The 25,285-nt window shown below is 71.3% G+C and carries 25 protein-coding genes; 13 read left to right on the forward strand and 12 right to left on the reverse strand.

Translation table 11 applies throughout. From position 1 onward, the window contains the following. A complete protein-coding gene (locus FHX46_RS05990) occupies positions 1-1,011 on the forward strand; it encodes an ABC transporter ATP-binding protein (protein ID WP_167111395.1) in 1,011 nt (336 codons plus the stop codon). On the opposite strand, the gene FHX46_RS05995 is transcribed toward FHX46_RS05990, so the two are convergent. From FHX46_RS05995 to FHX46_RS06005, 3 genes are all read right to left on the reverse strand, one after another. Next, positions 1,008-1,877, reverse strand: a complete 870-nt coding sequence (locus tag FHX46_RS05995; RefSeq protein WP_167111397.1) for an ABC transporter permease subunit — start codon at positions 1,875-1,877, stop codon at positions 1,008-1,010. The genes FHX46_RS05990 and FHX46_RS05995 overlap by 4 nt on opposite strands. A gap of 239 nt (positions 1,878-2,116) precedes the next feature. Further along, complete coding sequence (locus FHX46_RS06000; RefSeq protein WP_167111399.1) at positions 2,117-3,121, reverse strand: ABC transporter ATP-binding protein; 1,005 nt, start codon at positions 3,119-3,121, stop codon at positions 2,117-2,119. Continuing rightward, complete coding sequence (locus FHX46_RS06005) at positions 3,118-4,176, reverse strand: LolA family protein (protein ID WP_167111401.1); 1,059 nt, start codon at positions 4,174-4,176, stop codon at positions 3,118-3,120. Before FHX46_RS06005 ends, FHX46_RS06000 begins: the two co-directional genes overlap by 4 nt. A gap of 143 nt (positions 4,177-4,319) precedes the next feature. Here FHX46_RS06005 and FHX46_RS06010 point away from each other — a divergent pair, with 143 nt between their 5' ends. Genes FHX46_RS06010 through FHX46_RS06020 form a run of 3 tightly spaced genes read left to right on the forward strand, consistent with a single transcriptional unit; the run spans position 4,320 to position 6,756 of the window. Then, the gene (locus tag FHX46_RS06010) at positions 4,320-5,024 is read left to right on the forward strand and encodes a response regulator transcription factor (protein ID WP_167111403.1); all 705 of its coding nucleotides are present in this window, start codon (positions 4,320-4,322) and stop codon (positions 5,022-5,024) included. 32 nt (positions 5,025-5,056) lie between these two features. Beyond that, complete coding sequence (locus FHX46_RS06015; protein WP_208400678.1) at positions 5,057-6,352, forward strand: sensor histidine kinase; 1,296 nt, start codon at positions 5,057-5,059, stop codon at positions 6,350-6,352. Then, positions 6,349-6,756, forward strand: a complete 408-nt coding sequence (locus FHX46_RS06020; protein WP_167111404.1) for a (deoxy)nucleoside triphosphate pyrophosphohydrolase — start codon at positions 6,349-6,351, stop codon at positions 6,754-6,756. The genes FHX46_RS06015 and FHX46_RS06020 overlap by 4 nt, the downstream gene beginning before the upstream one ends. A 19-nt stretch (positions 6,757-6,775) precedes the next feature. Here FHX46_RS06020 and trpS read toward each other — a convergent pair whose 3' ends face one another. Further along, positions 6,776-7,741 (reverse strand): tryptophan--tRNA ligase, encoded by a 966-nt coding sequence (gene trpS, locus FHX46_RS06025; protein ID WP_167111406.1) that lies wholly within the window; start codon positions 7,739-7,741, stop codon positions 6,776-6,778. 296 nt (positions 7,742-8,037) lie between these two features. Between trpS and FHX46_RS06030 the strand changes: the two genes are divergently transcribed. Beyond that, entirely contained in the window at positions 8,038-8,337 is a 300-nt protein-coding gene (locus FHX46_RS06030; RefSeq protein WP_167111408.1) for a YciI family protein, read from the forward strand. Here the strand turns inward: FHX46_RS06030 and FHX46_RS06035 are convergent. Beyond that, a complete protein-coding gene (locus FHX46_RS06035; protein WP_167111410.1) occupies positions 8,334-8,492 on the reverse strand; it encodes a hypothetical protein in 159 nt (52 codons plus the stop codon). The genes FHX46_RS06030 and FHX46_RS06035 overlap by 4 nt on opposite strands. A gap of 145 nt (positions 8,493-8,637) precedes the next feature. Between FHX46_RS06035 and typA the strand changes: the two genes are divergently transcribed. Beyond that, positions 8,638-10,560 (forward strand): translational GTPase TypA, encoded by a 1,923-nt coding sequence (gene typA, locus FHX46_RS06040; protein ID WP_208400023.1) that lies wholly within the window; start codon positions 8,638-8,640, stop codon positions 10,558-10,560. 199 nt (positions 10,561-10,759) lie between these two features. Further along, positions 10,760-12,487: an ABC transporter family substrate-binding protein gene (locus FHX46_RS06045; RefSeq protein ID WP_390622587.1), complete on the forward strand. Its 1,728-nt coding sequence runs from the start codon at positions 10,760-10,762 to the stop codon at positions 12,485-12,487. Between the two features lie 238 nt (positions 12,488-12,725). Here FHX46_RS06045 and FHX46_RS06050 read toward each other — a convergent pair whose 3' ends face one another. The 5 genes from FHX46_RS06050 to FHX46_RS06070 all read right to left on the reverse strand — a co-directional run bounded on the left by FHX46_RS06050 (position 12,726) and on the right by FHX46_RS06070 (position 18,690). Then, the gene (locus FHX46_RS06050) at positions 12,726-13,778 is read right to left on the reverse strand and encodes an ABC transporter ATP-binding protein (RefSeq protein ID WP_167111415.1); all 1,053 of its coding nucleotides are present in this window, start codon (positions 13,776-13,778) and stop codon (positions 12,726-12,728) included. Further along, a complete protein-coding gene (locus FHX46_RS06055; protein ID WP_167111417.1) occupies positions 13,775-14,860 on the reverse strand; it encodes an ABC transporter ATP-binding protein in 1,086 nt (361 codons plus the stop codon). Before FHX46_RS06055 ends, FHX46_RS06050 begins: the two co-directional genes overlap by 4 nt. Beyond that, complete coding sequence (locus FHX46_RS06060; RefSeq protein ID WP_167104684.1) at positions 14,857-15,798, reverse strand: ABC transporter permease; 942 nt, start codon at positions 15,796-15,798, stop codon at positions 14,857-14,859. The genes FHX46_RS06055 and FHX46_RS06060 overlap by 4 nt, the downstream gene beginning before the upstream one ends. After that, the gene (locus tag FHX46_RS06065) at positions 15,791-16,771 is read right to left on the reverse strand and encodes an ABC transporter permease (protein WP_167111419.1); all 981 of its coding nucleotides are present in this window, start codon (positions 16,769-16,771) and stop codon (positions 15,791-15,793) included. Before FHX46_RS06065 ends, FHX46_RS06060 begins: the two co-directional genes overlap by 8 nt. A 167-nt stretch (positions 16,772-16,938) precedes the next feature. Next, positions 16,939-18,690, reverse strand: coding sequence for an ABC transporter family substrate-binding protein (locus FHX46_RS06070; RefSeq protein WP_167111421.1), 1,752 nt, complete (start codon positions 18,688-18,690; stop codon positions 16,939-16,941). 384 nt (positions 18,691-19,074) lie between these two features. On the opposite strand from FHX46_RS06070, the gene mshB reads away from it, so the two are divergent. From mshB to FHX46_RS06085, 3 genes are read left to right on the forward strand one after another with little or no spacing between them, the layout of a single operon-like run. Next, entirely contained in the window at positions 19,075-19,905 is an 831-nt protein-coding gene (gene mshB / locus FHX46_RS06075) for an N-acetyl-1-D-myo-inositol-2-amino-2-deoxy-alpha-D-glucopyranoside deacetylase (protein ID WP_167111423.1), read from the forward strand. Then, entirely contained in the window at positions 19,906-20,277 is a 372-nt protein-coding gene (locus FHX46_RS06080; RefSeq protein WP_167111425.1) for a hypothetical protein, read from the forward strand. Further along, positions 20,270-20,980, forward strand: coding sequence for a hypothetical protein (locus FHX46_RS06085; RefSeq protein ID WP_313886042.1), 711 nt, complete (start codon positions 20,270-20,272; stop codon positions 20,978-20,980). Before FHX46_RS06080 ends, FHX46_RS06085 begins: the two co-directional genes overlap by 8 nt. A gap of 3 nt (positions 20,981-20,983) precedes the next feature. On the opposite strand, the gene FHX46_RS06090 is transcribed toward FHX46_RS06085, so the two are convergent. Next, positions 20,984-21,745 (reverse strand): site-2 protease family protein, encoded by a 762-nt coding sequence (locus tag FHX46_RS06090; protein ID WP_167111428.1) that lies wholly within the window; start codon positions 21,743-21,745, stop codon positions 20,984-20,986. Between the two features lie 282 nt (positions 21,746-22,027). Between FHX46_RS06090 and FHX46_RS06095 the strand changes: the two genes are divergently transcribed. Together FHX46_RS06095 and FHX46_RS06100 are read left to right on the forward strand one after the other, a co-directional pair. Next, complete coding sequence (locus tag FHX46_RS06095) at positions 22,028-22,282, forward strand: WhiB family transcriptional regulator (RefSeq protein WP_208400690.1); 255 nt, start codon at positions 22,028-22,030, stop codon at positions 22,280-22,282. Positions 22,283-22,476: 194 nt separating this feature from the next. Next, positions 22,477-24,357 carry a hypothetical protein gene (locus FHX46_RS06100; protein ID WP_313886043.1) on the forward strand — a complete coding sequence of 627 codons (1,881 nt, stop codon included), beginning with the start codon at positions 22,477-22,479 and terminating at the stop codon, positions 24,355-24,357. A gap of 12 nt (positions 24,358-24,369) precedes the next feature. Here FHX46_RS06100 and FHX46_RS06105 read toward each other — a convergent pair whose 3' ends face one another. After that, complete coding sequence (locus tag FHX46_RS06105) at positions 24,370-24,828, reverse strand: metallopeptidase family protein (RefSeq protein WP_167104713.1); 459 nt, start codon at positions 24,826-24,828, stop codon at positions 24,370-24,372. Between the two features lie 96 nt (positions 24,829-24,924). On the opposite strand from FHX46_RS06105, the gene FHX46_RS06110 reads away from it, so the two are divergent. Continuing rightward, positions 24,925-25,281, forward strand: coding sequence for a DUF3499 domain-containing protein (locus tag FHX46_RS06110; RefSeq protein WP_167111432.1), 357 nt, complete (start codon positions 24,925-24,927; stop codon positions 25,279-25,281). Positions 25,282-25,285 lie beyond the last annotated feature (4 nt).

Raw genomic sequence — 25,285 nt, forward strand, 5'->3', positions numbered from 1 at the left:
ATGGCGTTGACCGTGTCCGGCCTCACCGTGCGGTATGGCTCGTTCACCGCCGTCTCCGGCGTGGACCTGGAGATCGCCGACGGCGAGGTGCTCGCGTTGCTCGGCCCGTCCGGGTCGGGCAAGTCGACTCTGCTGCGTGCGATCACCGGCCTGGAACCGGTCAGCGCGGGCAGTGTGCGGTGGGACGGCGCGGACCTCGCGCGCGTACCGGTGCACCGGCGCGGGTTCGGGCTGGTGTTCCAGGACGGTCAGCTGTTCCCGCACCGCGACGTCGCCGGGAACATCGCGTTCGGGCCGCGCATGCACGGGATGCCCGCCGCGGAGCGGGCGGAGCGGGTGAACCGGCTGCTGGACCTGGTCGGCCTGGCCGGTTACCAGCGGCGTCGCGTCACCGAGCTGTCCGGTGGTGAGGCGCAACGGGTCGCGCTGGCCCGTGCGCTGGCGCCCGAGCCGCGCCTGCTGCTGCTGGACGAGCCGCTGTCCGGGCTGGATGCGGGGCTGCGCGAGCAGCTGGCTGTGGACCTGGCCGAGGTGCTGCGCACCGCGAAGATCACCGCGCTGCTGGTCACGCACGACCAGGAGGAGGCGTTCACACTGGCCGACCGGGTGGCCGTGATGCAGGCCGGGCGGATCCGTCAGGTCGGCGCGGTACGCGAGGTGTGGCGCCGGCCCGCCGACGAGAACGTGGCCCGCTTCCTGGGCGTCACCACCGTGACCGGCGGCGAGGCGGTGGCCGGGGTCGTGCGGTGCGCCTTCGGTGAGGTCGCGGTGCCCGACGCGGCGGACGGGCCGGTGCGGCTGGGGCTGCGCCCGAACGGCTTGCGGCTGGCGGCGGACGGCGTCGCCGGTGCGGTGCTGAGCACGGTGCACCGCCGCGACCACGTCCGGCTGTCGGTGCGTACCGCCGCGGGCACGGTGGACGCGGTCGCGGCGGTGTCCGCCGACGTGAACCCGGGCGACGAGGTCCGGCTCGCACCCGACCCGGACGGCGTGGCCCTGCTCGGGAGCTAACCGTCCTTCGTGGACAGCCGGGCGTAGGCCAGGGACAGGCCGATCACGATGTAGCACGCGGCCCGGATCGCGCCTTCGCTGAGCTGACCGGTGGGTATCGGATCGCGCAGGATGTCCGCGATCGCGTTCCACGACTTCGGCAGCAGGAACGGGTGCAGCCAGTCCACCGCCGACAGCAGGAGCAGCACCGTCGACACCACCGTCCCGGCCAGCACCGACACCACCACGAGCATCGGGTGCTCGGTGCACGCCGAGATCGCCAGCGCGATCGCCCCGACCGCCCACAGCTGCAACGTCACCCAGGCCGCGGCCAGCGCGACGCGCCCCAGGGCATCCGCAAAGGACAGTGTGTTGCCGGACAGGGTGAACAGGGACCCGGTTCCGTTGATGACCAGGCCGGTCAGCATTGCGACCACGGCCATCAGCAGCGCCGCGGCCAGCGTGAAGGTCGCCACCCCGAGCGACTTCATCAGCAGCAGCCTGCCCCGGCTGACCGGGGCGAGCAGCAACCCGCGCAGCGTGCCCACCGACGATTCACCGGCCAGTGCGTCGCCCGCCGACATCGCGGTGATCAGTGGCAGCAGCAGGTTCAGCGTGAGGCCGAGCGTGGCCAGCGGCAGGACCAGCGCGTTCCCGGCCGCGGTGGTGAGCAGCGCATCGCCGCCGCCGTTCCCGCCGCCCGGCCCGGCGCCGGTGTTCGCCGCGATGGTCAGGCCGACGCCGATGATCACCGGGATCAGCGCGAGCAGGCCCAGCACGATCAGCGTGCGGGGGCGGCGGAAGATCCACCGCAGCTCGGCGCGGTACAGCCGGTGGAACGGCACACTCCACCGCTCCACCGGCGCCGCGTCCAGCGTCGCCGTCATGCCGCCTCCTCGTCGGTCGCGGCAAGCCGCGGCAGTGTTATGACGTCGGCGGGCATGGTGTTCGGTGATTCGCTCGCGAGCTCGCTCATGCCGCCCCCTCGTCGGTCGCCGCGAGCCGCGGCAGTGTTATGACGTCAGCGAGCATGGTGTTCGATGATTCGCTCGCGAGCTCGCTCATGCCGCCCCCTCGTCGGTCGCGGCAAGCCGCGGCAGTGTCATCACGTCGGCGAGCACGGCACTCATGCCGCCCCCTCGTCCACATCCGGCAGGCTGCCGGATTCGGCATCGCGCTGCGTCAGCCGCGCGAACAGGTCCTCGAGCCCGGTGCGAGCACGTTTCGCCTCGTGCACGGCGATCCCGGCCCGCACCAGCACCTCGATCACCTGCGGCGCGGTGGCCGCGGTCAGGTCCGCGCGCACCCCCTCCGGGGTGAGCCGGGCCGCGATCCGGTTGTCGCGCAGGGCGCCGAGCGCCCGGTCACCGTCCGGAGTGGACACCGCCAGCGACGGGGTGCCGGATTCCAGCAGCTCGGCCAGTTCGCCCTGCGCCACGACCGTGCCGTCGTGCAGGACGGCCACGTGCGTGCACGTCGCCTCCACCTCGGCGAGCAGGTGCGAGGACACCAGCACCGTGACGCCTTCGGCGTGCAGCTCCGCGATGATGTTGCGGATCTCCCGGGTGCCGGCGGGGTCCAGGCCGTTCGTCGGCTCGTCCAGCACCACCATCCGCCGCGGCACCAGCAGCGCGGAGGCGAGCCCCAGCCGCTGCTTCATGCCCAGCGAGTACCCCCGGTAACGCCGGTGCGCCGCGTGTCCCAGCCCGACCCGTTCCAGCGCGTTCTCGACCGCCCGCGGGATCGCCGCCGACGACAGTCGCGGCTCGGCCGCGGCGACGCGGCGCAGGTTCTCCCGCCCGGACAGGAACGGGTGGAAACCCGGCCCCTCGACCAGGGCGCCGACCTCCGGCAGGGCGCGCGGCGCGCCCTCCGGCATCCGGTGACCGAGCAGCTGCACCTCACCTTCGGTGGGGCGGACCAGGCCGAGCAGCATCCGGATCGTGGTGGTCTTGCCCGACCCGTTCGGGCCGAGCATGCCCAGCACCGCGCCCTCCGGCACGTCCAGATCGACCTGGTCCACCGCGACCGCGGTCCGGTACACCTTGCGCAACCCCCTGGTTCGCGCGGCCAGTGCCGGACCCCCCGTGGGTGCCCCGGCCGGGGCACCCACGGGCAGTGTCTCCGTCATTTCGCTCCCAGCGCCTCGGTGAGCACCTGCTCGGGAACCGCGCCGACGGCGAAGCGGCCGTCGTCGGTGACCAGTGCGGTGGCGACCTTGGTGGTGATCACGTAGCCGGTGCCGAAGGCGCCGCTGACCGGCTTTCCGAGCCGCGCCAGCATGGCCTTCGGGTCGACGTTCTGCCCGCCGCCGTTCTGCTGCGGGGCGAGCGCCTGCGCCGGCAGCGTGCCGGTGAGCACGGTGTCCCAGCCGTCGCCGTGGGCCTGGACGGCGTTGCCGGCGCTCGTGCCGTCCGGGTGTCCGGCGGGCGCCTGCTCCTCGGTCACCTTCGCACCCTGCGGTGGCGTGAACTGGAATTCGCTCGCCGCCTGCGGTGTGAACGCGATGTCGCTGAACGCCACCTGGAACGCCGGGTCGGCGGTGCCGTAGGTCATCACGGCCAGCCGCAGCGGCACCCGCTTCTCGGCGTCCACCGCGACGCGCACCTCGCGCAGCAGCGTCCGCTCGGTGGGCTTGGGCGTCAGCACCAGCTCGTAGGCCGGGCGATCGGCGACGCGGGCGGTGCCCTCGACCGTCACGGTGCTGCTCTCCCGGACCTTGGCCAGCAGCTGCGCCGCGGCCGTGGCCGGGTCGCTCAGCTGGTACTCCTGCGGCTTCGGCAACGCCTCCGCCGGAACGGTGGTCTTGGTGGCCGCGTTCTTCGCCGAGTCGTAGGTCCACACCGTGGTGCCGTTGCGCACGATCGTGTGTTCGCTCGCGCCCTGCTGGATCGAGACCTTGCTGTCGCCGGACCCGTCGTTGACCACGCGCGCCCCGTCGATGTTGAGGTCGATGCCGCCGGGCAGGCTCGAAACCGGCAGTCCGAGGTTGTTCGTCACCGCGACCGACCCGGCCAGCGCCGGGGTCTTCGTGGTGACCACCGACTGCACCAGCTCCTCGGCGCTGATGGACGGCAGCTGAGGTGCCTCACCGGCGGTGGCCGGCATGGCGAGCCAGGCGAGCCCGGCGGCGCCGAGCGCGCACCCGCTGACCGCGGCGGTGATGGCCTTCGTCTTCGGCTGCATTGTTTCTCCCTGTGTCAACGAGCACCAGTGTGCTCCTTCCCCGCCGCAGACACTGCTCCCTCGGCCCTGAGATGGGACTGAGATGCTGAGAGTGCGCTGAGAGCGGGCGCCCGGGCGGGCGAAACCGGGCATGCTTGGGCACTGTGAACCCACGGATCCTGGTCGTGGACGACGAGCCCGGCGTGCGCAAGGCGCTGCACCGCGGGCTGCGCGCGGAAGGCATGGACGTCGTCACCGCCGCGGACGGCCCGAGCGGGCTGCGCCTGGCGCAGACCGGGTCGTTCGACGTGCTGCTGCTGGACATCATGCTGCCCGGGCTGTCCGGGTACCGGGTGCTGCAGGCGCTGCGTGCGCAGGGCGTCACCACACCGGTGCTGCTGGTCTCGGCCAAGGACGGTGAGGTCGACCAGGCCGACGGTCTCGACCTCGGGGCGGACGGGTACCTGGTCAAGCCGTTCTCGTTCGTCGTGCTGGTCGCGCAGATCCGGGCGGTGCTGCGCCGGGCCTCGGCGGACGGGTCGCGCGGGCCGTTGCGCATCGGCGGTCTGGTGGTCGACCGCGCCGTGCGCGAGGTGCGCTGGCACGACGACCCGGTCCCGCTGAGCCCGCGCGAGTTCAGCCTGCTCGAGGTGCTGGTCGGCCGCGCCGGGACGGTGGTCACCAAGGACGAACTGCTGCGCGCCGTGTGGGGTGACGAGCAGGCCGCGACCCGCAACGTCGTCGAGGTCTACGTCGGGTACGTGCGCCGCAAGCTGGACGCGGTCGGCGCCGGTGCCCTGGTGCGCACCGTGCGCGGCCACGGCTACCTCGCCTCCGACGCCGCACTGGACGAGGTCCTGCCCGGGTGAGTTTCCTGCGCCAGTGGTGGGAACGCCGGTCCATGCAGTTCCGGATCACGGCGCCGGCCGCCGCGGTCACGCTGCTGTTCCTGCTGAGCCTCGCCGTCGTGGCCGGGCGGGGGCTGGGTCCGCTGCGGAATTCGTCCGTCGACACCGAGCTGTCCGAGGCGCTGGGTCCGGCGGCCGTGGCCGTGTCGGCGGGGCGGGTGCCCGCGCCGCCGGACGGGGTGGTCCTGCGCGTGCTGGACACCGCGGGTGGGCCGGTCGACGGCGGGCCGCCCCCCGGGCTCGGGCCGGGCGAGGTGCGCGCTCTCGAGGCGGGCCAGCCGGTCACCGTGGCACGGATGCGGTGGCTCGGGTCAGTGGTCACCGCACCGGGCGGCCAGTTGCGGCTCGTCGCCGCCGGCACCGGGCTGGTCGGTCAGCGGGCGGCGGTGCAGCGGGCAGCCGGGTGGCTGCTGGGGGCGGCGGGGATCGGCGCGGTCTGCGCCGCCGTCGCGACCTGGCTGGTGGTGCGGTTCGCGTTGCGGCGCGTCAGCGGCCTGCGCCGGACGGTCCGCGCGTTGCCGCCGGGCGAGCGGGTGCCGCTGCCGGAGGCCGACGACGAGCTGCGTGCCCTGGCCGCGGATTTCAACGCGCTGCTGGCGCGGCAGGAGGAGGCGAACCAGCGGTTGCGGCGGTTCACCGGGGACGCCGCGCACGAGCTGCGTTCGCCCGTCGCGTCGATCCGCGTGCAGGCCGAGGTCGCGGTGGCCAACCCCGATCCGGAGCTGGCGCAGGAGACGCTGGCCGACATCCTCGCCGAGGCGGAGCGGCTGTCCGGGTTGCTGGACGGGTTGCTGACGCTGGCCCGGTCGGATGCCGGTGAGCTGCCCCCGGCCGAGGCGGTCGAGCTGCTCACCGAGGCGCGGGCCGCCGCGGACCGGTTGCCACCCGGTTCACCCGCCGTGCGCGTCACCGGGGTGGCCGGTAAGGCCTGGGCGCACGCGGCGCACTCCGAGGTGGAGCTGGTGCTGAACAACCTGCTGCGCAACGCCTGCCGGTACGCCTCCGCGCAGATCGTGGTGTCGGTGCTGCCCGGGCACGCCACCGTGCGGCTGGTGGTGGACGACGACGGGCCGGGCATCCCGCCCGAGCACCGCGACCGCGTGTTCGACCGGTTCTACCGCGTCGGTGACGACCGGGCCCGCACCTCCGGCGGGACGGGGCTCGGGCTCGCCATGGTCGCCGAGGCGGCGCGGCGGCGCGGCGGCCGGGTGTCGGTCGGCGAGTCCCCCGAGGGCGGCGCCCGCTTCCAGATCGTGTGGCGGTCGGCCGGTAACGTCTCGGCCTCGTGAAGGTGATCGTGGGAGCGGCCATCGTGCGGGACCGGTCCCTGCTCGCGCAGCAGCGCGCGTATCCGCGTGACGTGGCGGGCCTGTGGGAACTGCCGGGCGGCCGGGTCGAACCCGGAGAGTCCGAAGTGGACGCCCTGCGCCGGGAGTGCCGCGAGGAGCTCGGGGTGTCGGTCGCGGTCGGCGACCGGGTGGGGCCGGACGTACCGCTGCGAGCCGGGCTGGTGCTGCGGGTGTTCGCTGCGGAGCTGGTCGAGCACCACGCGCGGCCGCGGGCGCTGGACCACCAGGCGCTGCGCTGGCTGGATGCCGCCGGCCTGGACACCGTCGAGTGGTTGCCCGCGGACCAGGTGCTGCTTCCCGACCTGCGGCACCTCCTCGGGGCGGGCCACGCCGGCGGCGGTTGAGGCTGCGCCCGTTGCCCGGTCAGGCACCGGCGCCGATCAGCCGCATCGCCGAGGTCAGCCGGTGCTCACCCCGCTCGGCGGCGCGGGCCGCGCCCGCCTTGCGGATCCGCGCCAGCTCGCCCGGGTCGTCCAGCAGCTCCACCGTCCGTTCCCGGATCGGGCGCAGCACCTCGATCACCGCCTCGGCCACGGCTTCCTTGAGCGCGCCGTAGGAGGAGAACTCGGCGGCCAGGTCGGCGGGGTGGCCGCCACGGCAACCGGCCAGGATCTCCAGCAGGTTGGCCACCCCCGGACGGTCCGCGGGCTCGTACTCGACGCCGGTGAACCCGTCCGTCACGGCGCGCCGCACCTTGCGCCGGATCAGGTCGGGCTCGTCGAGCACGAACACCACGCCCGCCGCGTCCGGCGTCGACTTCGACATCTTGCTCGCCGGGTCACCGAGGTCCCGTATCCGTGCCCCGGCGGGTGGCAGCACCGCGCGCGGCACCGTGAACACCTCGCCGTAGGTCCCGTTGAACCGGCGGGCCAGCGCCCGCGCCAGCTCGACGTGCTGGTTCTGGTCCTCGCCCACCGGAACCTCCGCCGCGCCCTGCAGCAGGATGTCCGCCGCCATCAGCACCGGGTAGGTGAGCAGGCTCAGCCGCACGCCCGGCTGCCCGCTGCCCTTCTCCTTGAACTGGATCATCCGCGCGGCCTCGCCGTAGCTGCAGGTGCACTCCAGGATCCAGGTCAGCGCGCCCAGCTCACGGGACAGGTCCGACTGCACGAACAACCGCTCGGAAGGGATGCCGGACGCGACCAGGATCGCGAGCACCTCGCTGGTGCGCGCCCGCAGCCTGGCCGGGTTGTGAGTGGTCGTCATCGCGTGCAGGTCGGACACGAAGTACAGGTCGTCCGGCCCGCGGCCGGACGCCCAGCGCTGGACGGCGCCCAGGTAGTTGCCGAGGTGGGTGTGGCCGGACGGGGTGATCCCGGAGAGTCGCATCGGGGTTCCTCAGGTCGGTGGCCGCCCCCGCCAGGACCCCGGAACCACCGAAGGCCGCCTGCGCGGGCGGCCTTCGGGTTGGCTGATCTTCAGCGCACGTCGGAGGGGCCGCCTGCCGGCGGCCACCAGAAGCTCACGTTCGTGCGCATGCGGTCAGGGTAGCACCGCCCGGAAGTAATCCCGGCATTGCGTTCCGGAAAGACATTCTTTGGAATGTGGGACGGGTGTTGCACAAGTTACCGAAAAGCCGGCGGGGAAGATTTCCCGGGCGTCGTTTTCGGGTCTACCGTGGAGTTATGTTCATCGTGCTGATCGACTACACGGCTCCGGTGGAAGAAGTCGACTACCTCCTCGCTGACCACGCGAAATGGCTGGATCGTCACTTCGGTGCGGGCGAGTTCCTGGCCGCCGGGCGGCGCGCCCCGCACTCCGGGTGCGTCATCGTGACCAGGCCGATGCCCCAGGTGAAACTGGAGGCGGTTCTCGCCGCGAACCCGATCGTGCAGCGGCGTCTGGCGCAGTTCCGGATCATCGAATTCAACGCCACCCGGACCGCGCCGGAGCTCCGTCTGGTGAACGAGGCCCTGGTCGTCTAGGCGGCTGCCTTCGCCAGGTCCGCCTTCGCCCGCTGGAGTGCGAGAACCGGGCACTTCTTGCAGCGCGGCCGCGAGCGGCAGCACTTCTTCTTGACCTTGCCGGCCTTCATGAGCTTGCGGACGACCTTGCGCGGGTCCGCGGTCTTCTTGCCCACACGCCACTCCACAACGTCGGGGGTCGTCCTCTTAGGTTAGGTGAACCTAAGTGTTCTACCACCGTGGGCCTGGTCACAGCGGGGCACCAGGTATCCTGAACGGGATCGCGTATGCCACAGCGGGCCCGCGATTCATCCCTTCGAAATGTTCAGGAGCCCTCGCGTGCCCACAGCAACCGCCGAGAAGGTCCGCACCGACCTGCGTAACGTCGCCATCGTCGCGCACGTCGACCACGGCAAGACGACCCTGGTCGACGCCATGTTGCGGCAGTCCGGCGCCTTCGGTGAACGTGCCGAGGTCGTCGACCGGGTGATGGACTCGGGCGAGCTGGAACGTGAAAAGGGCATCACGATCCTCGCCAAGAACACCGCCATCCGCCGGGACACCCCGGACGGCCCGGTCACCATCAACGTCATCGACACCCCCGGCCACGCCGACTTCGGCGGCGAGGTCGAGCGCGGCCTGGCCATGGTCGACGGTGTGCTGCTGCTGGTCGACGCGAGCGAGGGTCCGCTGCCGCAGACCCGGTTCGTGCTGCGCAAGACGCTGCAGGCCGGCCTGCCGGTCGTGCTCGTGGTCAACAAGGTGGACCGCCCCGACGCGCGCATCGCCGAGGTCGTCGAGGAGACCCACGATCTGCTGCTCGACCTGGCGGGCGACATCGAGGACCTGGAAGACACCGATCTCGACTCCGTTCTCAACCTGCCGGTGATCTACGCCTCGGCGCGCGCCGGCAAGGCCAGCCTGGAGCAGCCCGCCGACGGCGCGCTGCCCGACAGCGAGAACCTCGACCCGCTGTTCGACGTCCTGCTGCGCCACGTGCCGCCGCCCAAGGCCGACCCGGAGCGCCCGCTGCAGGCCCTGGTGACCAACCTCGACGCGTCCAACTTCCTCGGCCGCATCGCGCTCATCCGCATCCACGCCGGCAAGCTCCGCAAGGGCCAGACCGTCGCGTGGCTGCGTGAGGACGGCTCGGTGCAGAACGTGCGCATCTCCGAGCTGCTGGTCACCGAAGCCCTGGAGCGGGTGCCGGCGCAGGAGGCGTCGGCGGGTGACCTGGTCGCGATCGCCGGCATCCCGGACATCACGATCGGCGACACGCTGGCCGACGTGGACGACCCGGTGGCGCTGCCCCGGATCACCGTCGACGAGCCGGCGATCTCGATGACGATCGGCGTGAACACCTCGCCGCTGGCCGGTCGCAACGGCGGGGACAAGGTCACCGCGCGGCTGGTGAAGGCCCGGCTGGACCAGGAGCTGATCGGCAACGTCTCGATCCGCGTGCTGCCCACCGAGCGCCCGGACACCTGGGAGGTCCAGGGCCGCGGTGAGCTGGCACTGGCGATCCTGGTCGAGCAGATGCGCCGTGAGGGCTTCGAGCTGACGGTCGGGAAGCCGCAGGTGGTCACCAAGACCATCGACGGCAAGTTGCACGAGCCGTTCGAGCGGTTGACGCTGGACATCCCGGAGGAGCACCTCGGCGCGGTCACCCAGCTGCTCGCCGCCCGCAAGGGCCGCATGGAGGACATGACCGGGCACGGCACCGGGCGGATCAAGCTGGAGTTCGTGCTGCCGGCGCGCGGCCTGATCGGGTTCCGCACCGACTTCCTGACCGAGACCCGCGGCACCGGCATCGCGAACCACGTGTTCGAGGGCTACCACCCGTGGGCCGGGGAGATCCGCACCCGGCACAGCGGTTCGCTGGTCGCCGACCGGTCCGGCCCGGTGACCTCGTACGCGATGATCCAGCTGGCCGACCGCGGCACGTTCTTCGTCGAGCCGGGCGCCGAGGTGTACGAGGGCATGGTCGTGGGCGAGAACCCGCGCGCGGAGGACCTCGACATCAACATCACCAAGGAGAAGAAGCTCACCAACATGCGTTCGTCCACCGGTGACGAGCTGGAGCGCCTGGCCCGCCCGCGCAAGCTCGGCCTGGAGGAGGCGCTGGAGTTCTGCGCCGTGGACGAGTGCGTCGAGGTCGCGCCGAACGCGGTGCGGGTGCGGAAGGTGACGCTGGAGATGACGCAGCGGGCCAAGGAGCGGTCGCGCGCCAGGTCGCGCGGCTGATTCCGCCCGGCCGTGACAGGGGACGTTCACGGGATGGACGTCCCCTGTTTTCGTCGGGGAGGGGAACCCCGGCACTCTCCGCGACGTCCTCCTTTCGGCGGTACCTGATCCGGTGACAGCGCGTGCCGGCCGGTCTGGCACTCTCGGTACCGCGGCCAGTGGCCTTGTGACACCATCATGGGCTCATCAGGGAGGCAGCGTGCGGACGAGCGGTAAAGCGGCGGCACTGATCACGGTGCTGCTGACCGCGTTGGCCGCCTGCACCAGTACCCCGCCGCACCCGGTCGTGACGTCACCGGTGGCCCAGTCGTCGACCCCCGCGGTGCCGGCCCCCTCGCAGATCGTGATCGGCGTGGACGACATCGGGGGCGGCTACAACCCGCACAACCTCGCCGACCAGTCGACGATCACCACCGCGCTGGCGCAGATGATGCTGCCGTCGGTGTTCCGGCCCGACGAGCAGGGCGAATACCGGCTCGACACCACGCTGATGCGTTCGGCGGAGGTCACCTCGACCGAGCCGTTCACGGTCACCTACCTGATCCGGCCGGACGCCTCGTGGTCCGACGGCGCGCCGATCGCGGTGGAGGACTTCGTCTACCTGGCCGACTCGATGCGCGATCAGCCCGGTGCCGTGCAACCCGCCGGGTACCGGCTGATCAGCAACATCCAGCCCAGCGAGGGCGGCAAGGGCGTCCAGGTGACGTTCTCCCAGCCCTACCCCGGATGGAAGACGCTGTTCTCGAACCTGCTGCCGCAGCACCTGCTCAAGGACGCGCCCGGCGGCTGGCAGAGCGCGCTGCAGGACAGCTTCCCGGCCTACGGCGGCCCGTTCTCGATCAAGACCCGGGACAACGCGCGCGGCGAGATCATCCTGGAACGCAACGAACGGTACTGGGACAAGCCGGCCGCGGTGGACCAGATCGTGCTGCGCCGCTCCGACGCCGCCGGTCTCGCCGGTGCGTTGCGCAGCGGCAACGACCAGTTCGTCATCTCCCGCACGGACGGAAGTGGCCTGAACCAGTTCCAGGCGCTCGGCCCGGCTGTCCGGCTGCAGACCGTGGCGAGCCCGCGGCTGGCCGAGGTGTTGCTGCGCCCGGCGAACGGTCCCTTGGTCGACGACCGCGTCCGCGAGGCGGTGTCGGCGATCGTCGACCGCGGCAAGCTCATCGACGAGGGTGCCGACGGCGGCCCGTCGGCCGGCCTGCGCGCCGACGCTCAGGTGCTGGCCCCCTCGCGGCCCGGCTACGCGCCGACCGTCCCGGCCGGGTACGGCGTGCCGGATCCGGCGAAGGCCGAGCGGTTGCTGACCGAGGCGGGGTACGTCAAGGAAGCCGGGATCTGGCGCAAGGACGGCAAGGCGCTCACGCTCGTCGTGGCCTCGCCCGGGCAGCAGGAACCGTACGCGGGCATGGCCAAGGAGCTGAGCACCGAGCTGGTCGCGGCGGGTGTTCAGGTGAACCGGCTGAACCCCCAGCCGCGGGACCTGTTCGCCAACCTGCTGGCGTTGCCGGTCAGCCAGGGCTCGACCACCCCGACGGGCAACACGGGCGCGGTCGGGGTCGACATCGCGGTCGTGCCGGTGCCGGCGGGTGGTGATCCGGCGACGGTGCTCGCCTCGACGTTCGGGTGCCGTCCCGGCCAGTCCACCCCGTCGGCGAACGTCGCGGTGATCCCGGCCAATCCGGCCGCGATCTGTGACGAGAGCCTGCAGAAGGCGATCGAGGAGGCGCTGACCGGTGCGACACCGCTGCCGGAGGCGCTGACCGAGCTGGAGCCGAAGCTGTGGGCCCAGCACATCGCGATCCCGCTGTTCCAGCTGGCCGACACGCTCGCCACCGGGCAGGGGATCTCGGGCCTGACCGCGGGCCCGCCGATGCTGGGCCCGTTCGGCGAAGCCGTGAACTGGACCCGCATCGGCCGCTGACCCCCCACACCGGCAAACACGCCGCCACGAGCAGCAAACACGCCGCCACGAGCGGCAAACACGCCGCCACGAGCGGCAAACACGCCGCCACGAGCGGCAAACACGCCGCCACGAGCGGCAAACACGCCGCCACGAGCGGCAAACACGCCGCTGGGGGCGTGTTTGCCCTTCCGGGCGGCGTGTTTGCCGGTGCGGGCGCTGAGTTGGGCGTTCCGGGCGGTGAGTTGGCCGCCCGGCGTCAGATCAGCTGTCGCGCCTCGGCGTAGTGGCAGGCCGACGGGTGTCCCTGCCCGTGGTCGACGAGCAACGGCTCCTCGTCGATGCACTTCGTCCGCTCGGCGTCCGACAGCTCGTTCGCGAACTTGGGGCACCGCGTGCGGAACCGGCAGCCGCTGGGCGGGTTCGCCGGGCTGGGCACGTCACCGGTGATCACGATCCGCTCCCGGCTGCGCTCCTTGCGCGGGTCGGGCACCGGGATCGCCGAGATCAGCGCCTGCGTGTACGGGTGCGCCGGGTTGGAGAACAGCTCTTCCGACGGCGCCGTCTCCACGATCTTGCCGAGGTACATCACCGCGATGCGGTTGGCGATGTGCCGGACGACGGACAGGTCGTGCGAGACGAACAGGTACGACAGGCCGAACTCCGCCTGCAGGTCCTGCAGCAGGTTCAGCACACCGGCCTGGATGGACACGTCCAGTGCGGACACGGGCTCGTCCAGCACGAGCAGCTTCGGCTGCAGCGCGAGCGCTCGGGCGATGCCGATGCGCTGCCGCTGGCCGCCGGAGAACTCGTGCGGGTACCGGTTGCCGTGCTCGGGCCGCAGGCCGACCGTGGCGAGCAGCTCGCGCACCCGCTCCCGGCCGCCCTTCTCGTACAGCCCGTGGATGCGCAGCGGCTCGGCGATGATCTCGTTGACCGGCATGCGCGGGTCGACCGAGGCGTACGGGTCCTGGAACACGATCTGCATCTGGCGGCGCAGGGTCTGCATCTGCTTGCGGTGCAGCTTGTGCAGTTCGGTGCCTTCGAAGAACACCTCGCCGCCGGTCGCCGGTTGCAGGTTCAGCACCACGCGCGCGGTGGTCGACTTGCCGCAGCCGGACTCGCCGACCAGGGCGAGCGTCTCGCGCTCGAAGATGTCGAACGACACCCCGGACACGGCCTGGACCTCGCCGATCTGCCGCCGGATCAGGCCGCCGCTGCGCACCGGGAAGTGTTTGACGACGTTGCGGGCCGACAGCACCGGGGTCCGCTGGTGCTGCTCGGGCAGCACGCCGGTTGCGCTCTCGCTCATTCGGTTTTCTCCCCGGGGATCACCGCGGCCACCGCGTCGACGTCGTCGACCGAGGTGGGGTTGAACAGATCAGTGGCTTCGCGGCCGGCCAGCTGGTCGCTGAAGTGGCAGGCCGCGGTGTGCCGGCCGTCGGTGGTCGGCTCGAGCACCGGCTCCTCCTGGTCGCAGATCTCCGCGGCCATCGGGCAGCGCGGGCTGAACGGGCAGCCCGGCGGCATGTTCACCACGGACGGCGGCGAGCCCGCGATCGGGGTGAGCCGGTCGGTCTTGATGTCCAGCCGCGGCAGGCTGCCGAGCAGGCCCAGCGTGTAGGGCATGCGCGGGGTGTAGAAGATGTCGTCGACCGTGCCGGACTCGACCACCTTGCCCGCGTACATGACCTGCACCCGGTCCGCCTGTCCGGCGATGACACCGAGGTCGTGGGTGATCAGCACCATGGCGGCGCCGGTCTCCTGCTTCGCCGCCTGCAGCGCGTCCAGGACCTGCGCCTGCACGGTCACGTCCAGCGCGGTGGTCGGCTCGTCGGCGATGATCACCTCGGGCCGGTTGGCGATCGCGATCGCGATCACCACGCGCTGCCGCATGCCACCGGAGAGCTGGTGCGGGTACTCCGTCGCCCGCTGCTTCGGGTTCGGGATGCGGACCAGGTCGAGCAGCTCCACGGCCTCCTTGCGGGCCACGTCCCGGCGCACGTCGTGGTGCGCGGTGATGGCCTCGGCGATCTGGTCGCCCACCGGGTACACCGGGTTGAGCGAGGTCATCGGGTCCTGGAAGACCATCGCGATGCCGCTGCCGCGGACCCGGGTCATCTCCTTCTCGGAGATCTCGAGCAGGTTCTGGCCCTTGAAGTCAATCCGGCCCTCGACCCGCGCGGTCCGGGGCAGCAGGCCCATGACCGCCATCGAGGTCACCGATTTGCCGGAACCGGACTCACCGACCACGCCCAGCACCTCGCCGCGGCCGAGCTGGTAGCTCACGCCGCGGACGGCCTGCACCGGGCCGTCGTCGCTGGGGAACGTGACGGACAGGTCCTCCACCGAGAGGACGGGATCGGCCGTCGTCCGGTCGTCGAACGAAGTCATGCGCGCACCTTCGTCTGCTGGGGGTCGAACGCGTCGCGGAGCCCGTCCCCGATGAAGTTGATCGTCAGCGCGATCAGGATGATGAACAGGCCCGGGAAGTAGAACAGCCACGGGCGGGTGTCGACCGCGGTCTGCGCGGCGCTCACCAGCAGGCCGAGCGAGGTGTCCGGCGGCCGCACGCCGAAGCCGAGGAACGACAGCGCGGTCTCCAGCAGGATGCCGATGGACACCAGGATGGTCGCGTTCACGATCACCGAGCCCAGTGCGTTCGGCACGAGGTGCCGGAAGATGATCCGGGCGTCGCCGGCGCCGAGGGCGCGGGCCGCCTCGACGAACTCCTTCTCCCGCAGCGACAGCACCACGCCACGGGCGACCCGGGACACGTAGGCCCAGTACAGGCCGGCGATGACGACCGCGATCAGCCACCAGCTGCCGCCCACGTTGTGCGCGAGCACGGCGGCGACGGCGAGCAGCGGCAGCGTGAGCACCAGGTCGGAGATGCGCATCAGCACGGTGTCGATCCAGCCGCGGTAGTACCCGGCGACCGCACCCCAGATCGTGCCGACGACCGTCGAGAAGATCGCCACCAGCACGGAGATCTGCAGCGAGATCTGGGTGCCGCGCAGGACGTTCGCGAGCATGTCCTTGCCGACTGCATCGGTGCCGAACGGGTGCGCCCCCGACGGCGGCTGCGAGTTGTCGGGCGTGATGTCGTCCGGCCCGTACTTCCACAGCCAGCCGCCGACGTAGGCCAGCAGCACGATCAGCAGCAGGAGGACGAGGCTGGCCACGGCCAGCCGGTGCTGCAGGAACCGGCGCAGGACGAGCTGGAACTGGCCGCGTTCCCGGACGGTGAACTCGCGCTCGACCTGCGGTTTCGGCGCGTTGTCCGCGAGCTGGGCGGTCGCGGCGGTCTCGGTGGTTGAGCGCTCAGGCATGGCGGATCCTCGGGTCGAGCACGCCGTACAGCAGGTCGGCGACAAGGTTGAACAGGATGACGAAGGTCGCCGAGATGAGCAGCCACGCTTCGACGGCGTACACGTCGCTCTGGGAGATGGCGTCGAGCAGGAAGCTGCCCGCGCCCTGCCACTGGAACACCTTCTCGGTCACGACGGCGCCGGAGATGATGGACGCCAGGTCCAGTGCGGTGACCGTGGTCAGCGGGATGAGGGCGTTGCGGAGCGCGTGGCGCCGCATCACCACGCCGCGCGACAGGCCCTTGGCGCGGGCGAGCCGCACGTAGTCGCTGTTGAGCACCTCGAGCATGGACCCGCGCTGGAACCGGCTCCACGACGCGTAGGAGATCAGCGCCAGCGAAATGGTCGGCAGGATCATGTGCCCCAGTACGTCGCCGAGGTGGGCCCAGAAGCCGCCCTGCACGTAGATCGAGCTCGCGCCGATGGTGTAGAAGACCTGGCCGCCGGTGCTGTTGTTGATCGAAATCCCGGCCTGCTTGAGGAGCACCGCGAGCCAGAACGCGGGCATCGACAGGAAGAGGAAACCGAAGAAGGTGGCCGTGTAGTCCAGCTTCGAGTACTGCTTCACGGCGCTCACGGCACCGACGACGATCGCCAGGATCAGCGCGATGATCATCGCGAGGAAGATCAGGCGGAAGGTGACGCCGAAGCGGGAGAGGATCTCGTGCCCGATGTCCGTCGTGGAGTTCACGGACGGGCCGAAGTCACCGCGGAAGATGCCGGTGATCCAGTTCCAGTAGCGCTCCATGAGCGGCTGGTCCAGGTGCAGCCGGTGGGCTTCGGCAGCCAGGGTCTGCGGTGGTGGGGGTGGGTTCCGCGTGATGAGGGGATCGAGCGGGTTGGCCGACAGCGACACCATCACGAAGACGAGGAACGTCGACAGGACGAGGATCGGCACCGACACGAGCAGCCGGCGCAAGGCGAAGGCGAGCATGGAGGTCTTCCTGCTGAAGTGCGACCAGCACGCCGCTCGTGACGGCGGAACCGGGCGGCGCGATCTGTCGAGTTGTGGTGGACGAGTGAGGGGCGGGGGTGGGGGAGACCGGCGCCGCCGGCCTCCCCCCGACATTACTTCTCGGTAATGTACTCCCGTCCAGGCGATCAGCCCTTCCGGATGCCCCATTCCTGCATGTTGTAGACCGGCCCGTCGAGGGTCGAGTTGTTGCGAACGTTGGCGACGTTGTCGTACGACGCGATGAAGGTCGGCTTCTGGTACAGCGGAAGCACGTACGCGTCCTCGGACATCAGCTGGTCGGCCTGGTTGAGCGCGTCGGTCGCCTTGGCCTGGTCGGTCTCGGTGTTGGACTGCGCGATCAGGCTGTCGACCTGCGGGTTGCTGTACTTGCCGTAGTTGCTGGCGGACCCGCTGGGCCAGTTCTGCGCGGCGTTGTTGAACGGGAACGGCGAGGCGACCCACGCGAACACGATCACGTCGAAGTCACCGCTGCTGGTCGTCTTGCCCAGGGAGTCGGTCGGCACGATGTCGACCTTGACGCCCAGCTGGCTAGCGGCCTGCTGGAACAGCTCGCACTCGTTCTGGCGGATCTGGTTGCCCACCGTGTAGCGCATGCGCAGGGTCGGCACCGGCGCACCGCTCGGGTCGATCAGCTGGTTGCCCTGCAGCTTGTAGCCGGCGCCGGTGAGGATCTGCTTCGCCTTGTTGATGTCACCGGAACCCTGGCCGGTGGCGGACACGACGTCCTTGTAACCCTCCTGGCCTGGCACGAAGTTGTGGCTCCCCAGCGGCTTCACCTTGTTGGTGAACTGGCCGACGGTCTTGTTGATCGTGGCCTGGACATCGACCGCGGTGAACAGCGCCTGACGCAGTGCCTTGTTGGCCAGCGCCGGGTTCTTCAGGTTGAAGTCGATGTGCTCCCAGGTGAGGCCGAGGCCGATGTAGGAGGACACGCCCGGGATGTTGCGCACCTGGTTGACCAGGTCGACCTGCGGCTGCGGGTAGATGACCTGCACCTCGTGGTTCTGCAGGGCCGTCGGCTCTTGCGAGGCGTCGGTGATGATCCGGAAGATCACCCGCGACAGGTGCGGCTTGGCGCCCCACCAGGACGGGTTCGGCACCATCGTCAGCGACACGTTGTTCTGGAAGTTGTCCACCTTCCAGGGGCCGCCGGACCAGGTCGGAACGGTCTCGCCGAACCACTTGTACGACTCGGCCAGGCCGGCCGGGCTGTTCAGGTCACCGTGCTGGGCGGCCAGGTGCGCGGGGTAGATCGCGCCGCTCGAGCTCCACAGGTTCTTCCAGTCGGTGTACGGCTTGGCGAAGGTCACGGTGACCGTCTTGCCGTTGTCCGAGCCGACCACCGAGGAGATCTGCTCGTAACCGGAGGTGTTGGCGGGCGCGCAGTCCGGGCAGTCCTTGCCGTTCTGGACCTTCCAGTTGTAGATGAAGTCGTCGGCGTTGAACGGGGTGCCGTCGGACCAGACCGCCTTCGGGTTGAGCTTGTAGACCACCGTCTGCGGGTTCGTGCTGGTGATGTCCGCCGAGGTCACGAAGTCCGGGTTGAGGACCGGCTTGAGGTCCGGCGACGTGTAGTAGGTGTAGGGCAGCAGGCCCTTGGTCACCATCCCGGTCTCGAAGACGTTGCCTTCGGCCGAGGTGACGTTCCAGTTCGCGATGTTCTTCTCGATCGCCATCGTGACGTCACCGCCGTCCTGCAACTGGTCGGCGGCGGCCGAGTTGCAGGTGTTCGGGCTGGAGTCGCACTGGGCGAAGGCCTGCCCCGTCTGCACGCCGCTGTTGCCCCCACCGCCACCGCCGCACGCGGCGAGGACCAGCGCTGCGGTCGCGGCCAGCGCGCCGATACCGGCGGCGCGTGACTTCGTCTTCCCTAACATTCATTCTCCTTGCTCGACGCCGTCGTGGGTTCCGAGGCGGCCTCGTCCTGTGGCGGCGAACTGTCGAGGTGATCGAGTTTGCTCACCGTAGTCGTGCAACGTAGGCAGAGGAACAGCTCAAGCGGCCACTCAGCGTGAGATTGTGATGGAACAGTGACGCGCGGTCTCTCACTCGAACGGGTGACATAGGCCACCGCTCGTGGTTGCCGGACCTGCCCCCCGGAACTCGGCGCACGGCCACCCCTTCGTGGATATCCCCTGCTACGGCGCGGTGCGTAGCTCGGGGGAGAATAACCGACGGATCCCACTTTGTGGACCCCGCGAAAGGAGTAGTCACAAGCCTGTGACCGCAACGCCACACAATCGCCGAATTAACCTGATTCCGTGACCACTACCGCTGACCGCCGGCTTCTCCTCGTGCACGCCCACCCCGACGACGAGAGCATCACCACCGGTGGGACCATCGCCCGCTACGCCGCAGAAGGTGTCGACGTAACCCTCGTGACCTGCACACTTGGCGAGGAGGGGGAGATCATTCCGAAGGGTCTGGACCAGCTCGGCGCGTGGGCGGGGGACCAGCTCGGCGGCTACCGGTCCGGGGAGCTCGCGGCGGCCGGACGGGCACTGGGGTTGACCCGCCAGTGTTATCTGGGGGGTATCGGCCGGTGGCGTGATTCGGGCATGGCGGGCACGCCGTCGGCGGAGCACCCGCGCGCCTTTTCCGGAGGAGATCAACGTGAGCAGGCGGCCCAGTTGCGTGCCGTTCTGGACGAGGTGCGCCCCCAGGTGGTGGTCACCTACGACGCCTTCGGCGGGTACGGGCACCCGGACCACGTCCAGGCACACGCAGTAACCATGATCGCCGCGGCCGATGCCCCGTACGTGCGACGCGTCTTCCACATCGCCGCCTCCCGGGATGCGCTCGCCCGCGGCGTGGCGCGGTTGCGGGAGGAGCCCGGCCTGCCGTGGCGGCTGCCGGCCGACGGCGAGCTGCCCACCACCCCGGACGAGGAGATCACCACCGCGATCGACGTGCGCGGTCACCTCGATGCCAAGATCGCCGCACTGGCCGCGCACGAGACGCAGGTCAGCGTGCGCCCGCCGGCGTTCGCGCTGTCCAACGGCATCGCGCAGCCGATCGGCGAGGTCGAGCACTACGTCCTCGTGCACGGCCCGGCCGAGGGTGCCGGGCACGACCTGTTCGGAGGGCTGTAGGTGTCCAGGCTGGTGCTCGTTCTGCTGGTGATCGACGCGGCCCTGCTGGCGGTGCTCGAGCTGTTCTTCCTGCCGCTCCGCGTCGCCGGGACGATCCCGTTCCCGGTCACCGCGCTGGTCGCGGCGCTCACCACCCCGCTGCTGGTGCGGCTCGCCGGACGGCTCGTCGCGCCACGTGCGGCGTTTGCCCCGCTCGTGGTGTGGGTACTGGTGGTGGTGATCGTCGGGTTGTTCGGGCCCGGCGGTGATCTCGTGCTGCTGCAGGACTGGCGGGCGTTGCTGCTCATCGCCGGCGGGGCACTCCCCGCGGCCATGAGCCTGGGCGGCGTGCTCGCCCTCCCGTCGAAGAGAGGTGCTGCCGGTCGTGGGTGAAGCGATTTCCGATCGCCAGGTCGTCGCCGTGCTACGCCCGGTCGTGCGCGCGTCCGGCCCGGTGCTGCACGCGTTGCGCACGCCCGGCCGCCTGGAAGGGCTCGCGTCGATCCGGTTGCCGGGATCGGCTGCGTGGGAGGCGACGGACCGCGCGGGGCACGTGGACTGGTGGGTCAACCGGCTCGGCCGGCTGACCTCGCTGGTCACCGCGATCCCCGGGCTCGGCGGCGCGCTCGCCGACCGGCTGCCGGTGCAGGACGCGCTCGGCACGGCCGCGCAGGCGCTGCTGCTCACCGCGATCGCGGAGGAGTACGGCGTGCGCGACACCGGGGACAAGGTGCGGCTGGTCGCGTGGGTACTGTTCGGGCGGGACATCGACGCGGCGCTGGCGGCGGGCAAGCACGACGAGTACGACCCGGCCGAGGAGGACGCCGAGACCGCGAAGCTGGCCGGCGAGTTCTCGCAGATGGAGCACCGGCCGCGGCGGATCTCACTCAAGTCCGCGGGCAAGACGCTGTGGCGGATGGGCCGCGCGCTCATGGCGATCACCGGCGAGCTGGAGAAGCGTCCGCACGGCCGGTTCTACCACCGCGCCGTGGGGATGCTGCCGGTGGTCGGTGTGGTCGGGGACTACCTGGGTGAGCGCAGCGGGCTCAAACGGGTCCGCCGCCGCGCGGACGACTGGTTCGCCCGCGCGGCCTGACGCCTAGCGCCAGAACTGGAAGGTCTGGCCGCCGAGCCGGGCCGTGTAGGCGTTGCCGCCGCACACGCCGTAGAGCCAGTACACGACCTCCCAGAACGCGGCTCCGACCGCGGGGACCGCGAACAGCAGGGCGAACAGGATCAGCGGAGCCCACGGGCGGGCCTTCGCGCCGAACTCGCGCGCGTCGGGGGACAGGTAGGGCTCGATCGCGCCGTACCCGTCCAGGCCCGGCACGGGCAGGATGTTCAGCACGAACGTCGCGATCTGCAGCAGGGCCAGGAAGGACAGTCCCACCAGCAGGGTGATGGGCATCGGCACCAGCTGCACCGCCACGGCCAGCACGATGCCGAACAGCAGGTTCGTCAGGGGGCCGGCCAGCGAGGTCCACGACGCGAACGCCCGGTTGCGCAGTGCCCACCGGTTGATCCACACCGCGCCGCCGGGGAGCGGGATCCCGCCGATGACGAGGAAGAGCAGCGGCAGCAACAGGGACAGGACCGGGTCCGTGTAGCGCCGGACGTCCATGTTCAGGTAGCCCTTGGAGACGACCTCGTAGTCACCTCCCTTGTAGGCCACGAAGGCGTGCCCGAACTCGTGCAGCGTGAGGGACAGCGCCCATCCGCCGACGACGAGGATGAAGACGCCCGCCACCGTCATGGTGTCGTCGGTGCGGGGCTCGCCGAACGTCGCGAGTAGGCCACCCACCACGGTGAGTGCGAGAATGCCGAAGAAGACGGGACTGGGTCGGACCGCGGATCGTTGCACGTGGTCCAGTCTCCCGCATCCCGGCGAGTTGATGTTCGGCGTGTCCGCTTGCGCAGCGGGCGGGAAGCATCCCCCAACCTCGCTACTCCGCTTGACCTAGCCTCATTACACGGGTGTAATCACAGTGCTGTTATTCGTTGCTGCAAGGGGGCGACGGGTACGGCGTTGCAAGACCGCCAGCCTGGGGAGTGCGTGGAAGCAGAGGAGGCGGACGTGCGGTTGGAATCCGGCGGAAGGGATTGGGGGAACGTCGTGGAGTGGCGAGAAGGCCCGGAGGTGGAGCTGGGCGAGCTCGTCGACCTCTTCGACAACGACGAGCCCCCCGAGTGGCAGGACCGCGCCTTGTGCGCGCAGACCGACCCCGAGGCGTTCTTCCCGGAGAAGGGCGGCTCGACCCGTGAGGCGAAGCGAATCTGTCAGGGCTGCGAAGTGAAGGGCGAATGCCTGGAGTACGCGCTGGCCCACGACGAGCGCTTCGGCATCTGGGGTGGTCTGTCCGAACGGGAGCGTCGCAAGCTGAAAAAGCGGGCTGTGTAAGGGATTTCACGCCTGCTTCACAACAAGGTGGTAGGTCTTCGGGTGCTCGTTGCGGTGCTCGGGGTGACTGCCGGCTCGGCTAGGCTGGCGCGGCAGAAGATCCTCACCGGTCGCCGCCGCCCACTGGAGAAGCCTTGCCCGACAACGTGACCGTCCCGGACAGGGCCTCGACGGTGGCCAGGATCGCCCCAGCGGTGGGCATTTTCGTGGTTCTCGCCGCGCTGGGACTTTCGGTGAACGCGGGACGGCTCGGCTTCGACCTCGCCGGCGGGCGGCTGTTGCCGGCCGGTTCGCTGAGCGAGGTCTGGTCGGCTTACCTCGCGAACTGGCACCCCGTCGGCGGCGGTACCGCGAGTGCGCCGCCGGCCGCGCTGGCGGTGCTCGGGATCTTCGGGGCGCTCTGCACGCCGCACGGTTTCGTGTCCGTGCTGATGATCGCCGACGCTCCGCTCGCCGGGGTGTCGGCGTACCTCGCGACGCGCCGGCTGCCGGTGCAGCCGTGGGTGCGGGCGGTGACCGCCGGTGCCTACGGACTGCTGCCGGCCGCGACCGCCGCGGTGGCGCAGGGCCGGCTCGACGTCGTGGCGGCCCACATCCTGCTGCCGCCGGTGATCGCCGGGATCGCCGGTCTGCTGGCCGGTCCGGGGCAGCGCTGGCTGCACTCGTCGTCGTTGTGCGCGCTCGGCCTGGCCGTGCTCGGCGCGTTCTCGCCGCTGGCGCACCTGCTGGCGCTCACCGGTCTGGTTGCCGGGTTCGTGGTGCTGCCCTCGCCCGCGCCGTTGCTGAAACGGGCCGCGGCGGTGGTCATCGTGGTGCTGGTGCCGTTGGCGCTGCTGATGCCGTGGCCGGTCGTGCTGGTCAACCACCCGGCGCTGGTGCTGCACGGACTGAGCGGCCCGGGCGACCCGGTCACTGCCGTCGAGCTGGCCGGGCTGGATCCGGGCGGTGCCGGGGCGTGGCCGGCCGGGCTCGCCGTGCTGCTGGCCGCCGTGGTCGCGTTCGCGGTGCGGCCCGGGCGCGGGGCCGCGGCGGGTCTCGCGGTGGTGGTGCTGGGGATCGCGGGCCTGGCGCTGGTGCGGCTGGTGACCGTGACGCCCCTGCAGGGCGGGCCGGTGTCGGCGGGGTTCGCCGGGGTGCCGCTGCTGGTCGCCGGGGCCGGGCTGCTGTGGATCGTGTTGTCCACCTGCCGAGGCGACCTCGGCAAACCCGTGCTGGCCGGTGGGGCGGCGCTGGTCGTCACGCTGGCCGTGGCCTTCGTGGTGGCGGGCAGCGGTGGGCCGCTGCGATCCGGCGGCGGCCCGGCGCTCGCGCAGGACCAGGCCGACGAGCTGGCGCGCACCGGCCGGTCGGTCCTGGTGCTCGGTGGCGGCGGGACACCCGCGATGCAGACGGGCGGCCGGATGCCCCGGTTCGGGGACGACCAGCTGGCGGTGAGCGCGGCAACGCCCACGCGCCTCGCGGGCTGGCAGGAAGCGCTGACGGGTGCCGATCCGGGACGCATCCGGGCGGCGCTGTCCGGCGCCGCGGCGTCCGGCGCGTTGTTCGTGGTGCTCCCGGCGGGCACGGAACCCGGCCCGATCGTGGCGACCGCCCCCGCCCTCGCGTCCCCGGTCGCGCCGACCAGCGACGGACGGGCCGTTTTGCGGTTGCTGGAGCCCGGTGGTCAGGTCGTGCTGATCCCGCCCGGGGTGGCGCGGCAGGCGGTGACGTCCCAGGCCCCCACGAGCACCCTGGGCGTGACACCGGTGGACGCGCAGCTGCCCGACGTGCGGGTGCGGGTGTCTGACGGCGTGCCCGGACGGCTGCTCGTGCTGGCCGCCGAGTACGAGGACGGCTGGCGCGCCCGGGTTGACGGCCGCGCGGTGCCGGTCGTGCCGGCGTGGGGGCACCAGGTGGCGGTCGCGGTGCCGACCGCGCAGGCGGACGTGACCGTGGAGCGCCCCGCCACCCTCCGGGACGTGCTGTTGCTGGTCCAGGTGGCGGCTGCGCTGTTCACCCTGCTCACCGCGGTGCCCACCGGGATCGGCGCGGCCCGCCCGCCGCGGCCGCAGCCGGTGCCGACGACCGGATCGTGAGCGGGCGGGGAGCTACTCGCCCTCGATGACGTCCGGTTCGACGCCCAGGTAGCCCGCCACCTGCTCGACCAGCACGTCGTGCACCAGGTCCGCCAGTTCGCCCGGGTCCTTGGCGCGCGCCTCGAGGGGCCGGCGGTACAGCACGATCCGCGCGCGCGTCGGCAGGCCCGTCCGGTCGACACCCGCCGGGACCAGCCGGGACAGCGGCACTGCCCCGTCGTGCAGCACCCCGTCGTCCTCGGGGGCACCGCCGCCGCGGATCTCCGGGACGTCGTCGACCGCGACGTCGAGCTTCGTCAGCTGGTCCCGCCACCGGGCCTCGATCGGCTCCAGCGCGTCGAGCACGAGCTGGTCGAACTTCTCCGCACGGCTGGCCGCAGCGGGCAGGCTCGCCGGGTACAGCGGCCCGCGCAGCCCGCGGCCGTGCCGGTCCCGGCGGACACGCCGCCGATGCCGGGAACTTCGAGCCATGGACACATCCGGAAGGTTACGCGTTGGCCTCGGCCCGTGGCGTCCACCGGTGCGCCTGCGCGCAGTTGCCGGGGGGAAGCGCTATCGTCTGCGATCGTGTCGAGCGTACGAAAGTGTTCGCGAACGGGGTGCCTGAACCCGGCCGTCGCCACGCTTACCTACGCCTACAGCGATTCGACCGCGGTGGTCGGTCCCCTCGCGACGGCGTCCGAGCCGCATTCCTACGACCTGTGCGAGGAGCACGCGCTCCGGCTGACCGCACCCCGGGGCTGGGAGGTCGTCCGGCACGAGGGCGAGTTCGCCGCGCCGGACCGCTCCGACGACGAGCTCACGGCGCTGGCCGAGGCCGTCCGCGAGGCCGGCCGGTCCGACAAGCCCGCCCCGCCCCCGGAGCCGGAGGGACCCTCCGGGCGGCGTGGGCACCTGCGGGTGCTGCCCGACCCGATCTCGTAGGTCA

This window comes from Amycolatopsis viridis (genome assembly GCF_011758765.1).
Lineage (GTDB): Bacteria > Actinomycetota > Actinomycetes > Mycobacteriales > Pseudonocardiaceae > Amycolatopsis_E > Amycolatopsis_E viridis.

Coding starts and splice junctions, on each gene's coding strand:
- FHX46_RS06030 (WP_167111408.1), top strand. CDS start 8,038: ATGTTCATCGTGCTGATCGACTACACGGCTCCGGTGGAAGAAGTCGAC.
- FHX46_RS06050 (WP_167111415.1), bottom strand. CDS start 13,778: ATGAGCGAGAGCGCAACCGGCGTGCTGCCCGAGCAGCACCAGCGGACC.
- FHX46_RS06000 (WP_167111399.1), bottom strand. CDS start 3,121: ATGACGGAGACACTGCCCGTGGGTGCCCCGGCCGGGGCACCCACGGGG.
- FHX46_RS06055 (WP_167111417.1), bottom strand. CDS start 14,860: ATGACTTCGTTCGACGACCGGACGACGGCCGATCCCGTCCTCTCGGTG.
- FHX46_RS06060 (WP_167104684.1), bottom strand. CDS start 15,798: ATGCCTGAGCGCTCAACCACCGAGACCGCCGCGACCGCCCAGCTCGCG.
- FHX46_RS06005 (WP_167111401.1), bottom strand. CDS start 4,176: ATGCAGCCGAAGACGAAGGCCATCACCGCCGCGGTCAGCGGGTGCGCG.
- FHX46_RS05990 (WP_167111395.1), top strand. CDS start 1: ATGGCGTTGACCGTGTCCGGCCTCACCGTGCGGTATGGCTCGTTCACC.
- typA (WP_208400023.1), top strand. CDS start 8,638: ATGTTCAGGAGCCCTCGCGTGCCCACAGCAACCGCCGAGAAGGTCCGC.
- FHX46_RS06015 (WP_208400678.1), top strand. CDS start 5,057: ATGCAGTTCCGGATCACGGCGCCGGCCGCCGCGGTCACGCTGCTGTTC.
- FHX46_RS06070 (WP_167111421.1), bottom strand. CDS start 18,690: ATGTTAGGGAAGACGAAGTCACGCGCCGCCGGTATCGGCGCGCTGGCC.
- FHX46_RS06105 (WP_167104713.1), bottom strand. CDS start 24,828: ATGGCTCGAAGTTCCCGGCATCGGCGGCGTGTCCGCCGGGACCGGCAC.
- FHX46_RS05995 (WP_167111397.1), bottom strand. CDS start 1,877: ATGACGGCGACGCTGGACGCGGCGCCGGTGGAGCGGTGGAGTGTGCCG.
- FHX46_RS06065 (WP_167111419.1), bottom strand. CDS start 16,771: ATGCTCGCCTTCGCCTTGCGCCGGCTGCTCGTGTCGGTGCCGATCCTC.
- trpS (WP_167111406.1), bottom strand. CDS start 7,741: ATGCGACTCTCCGGGATCACCCCGTCCGGCCACACCCACCTCGGCAAC.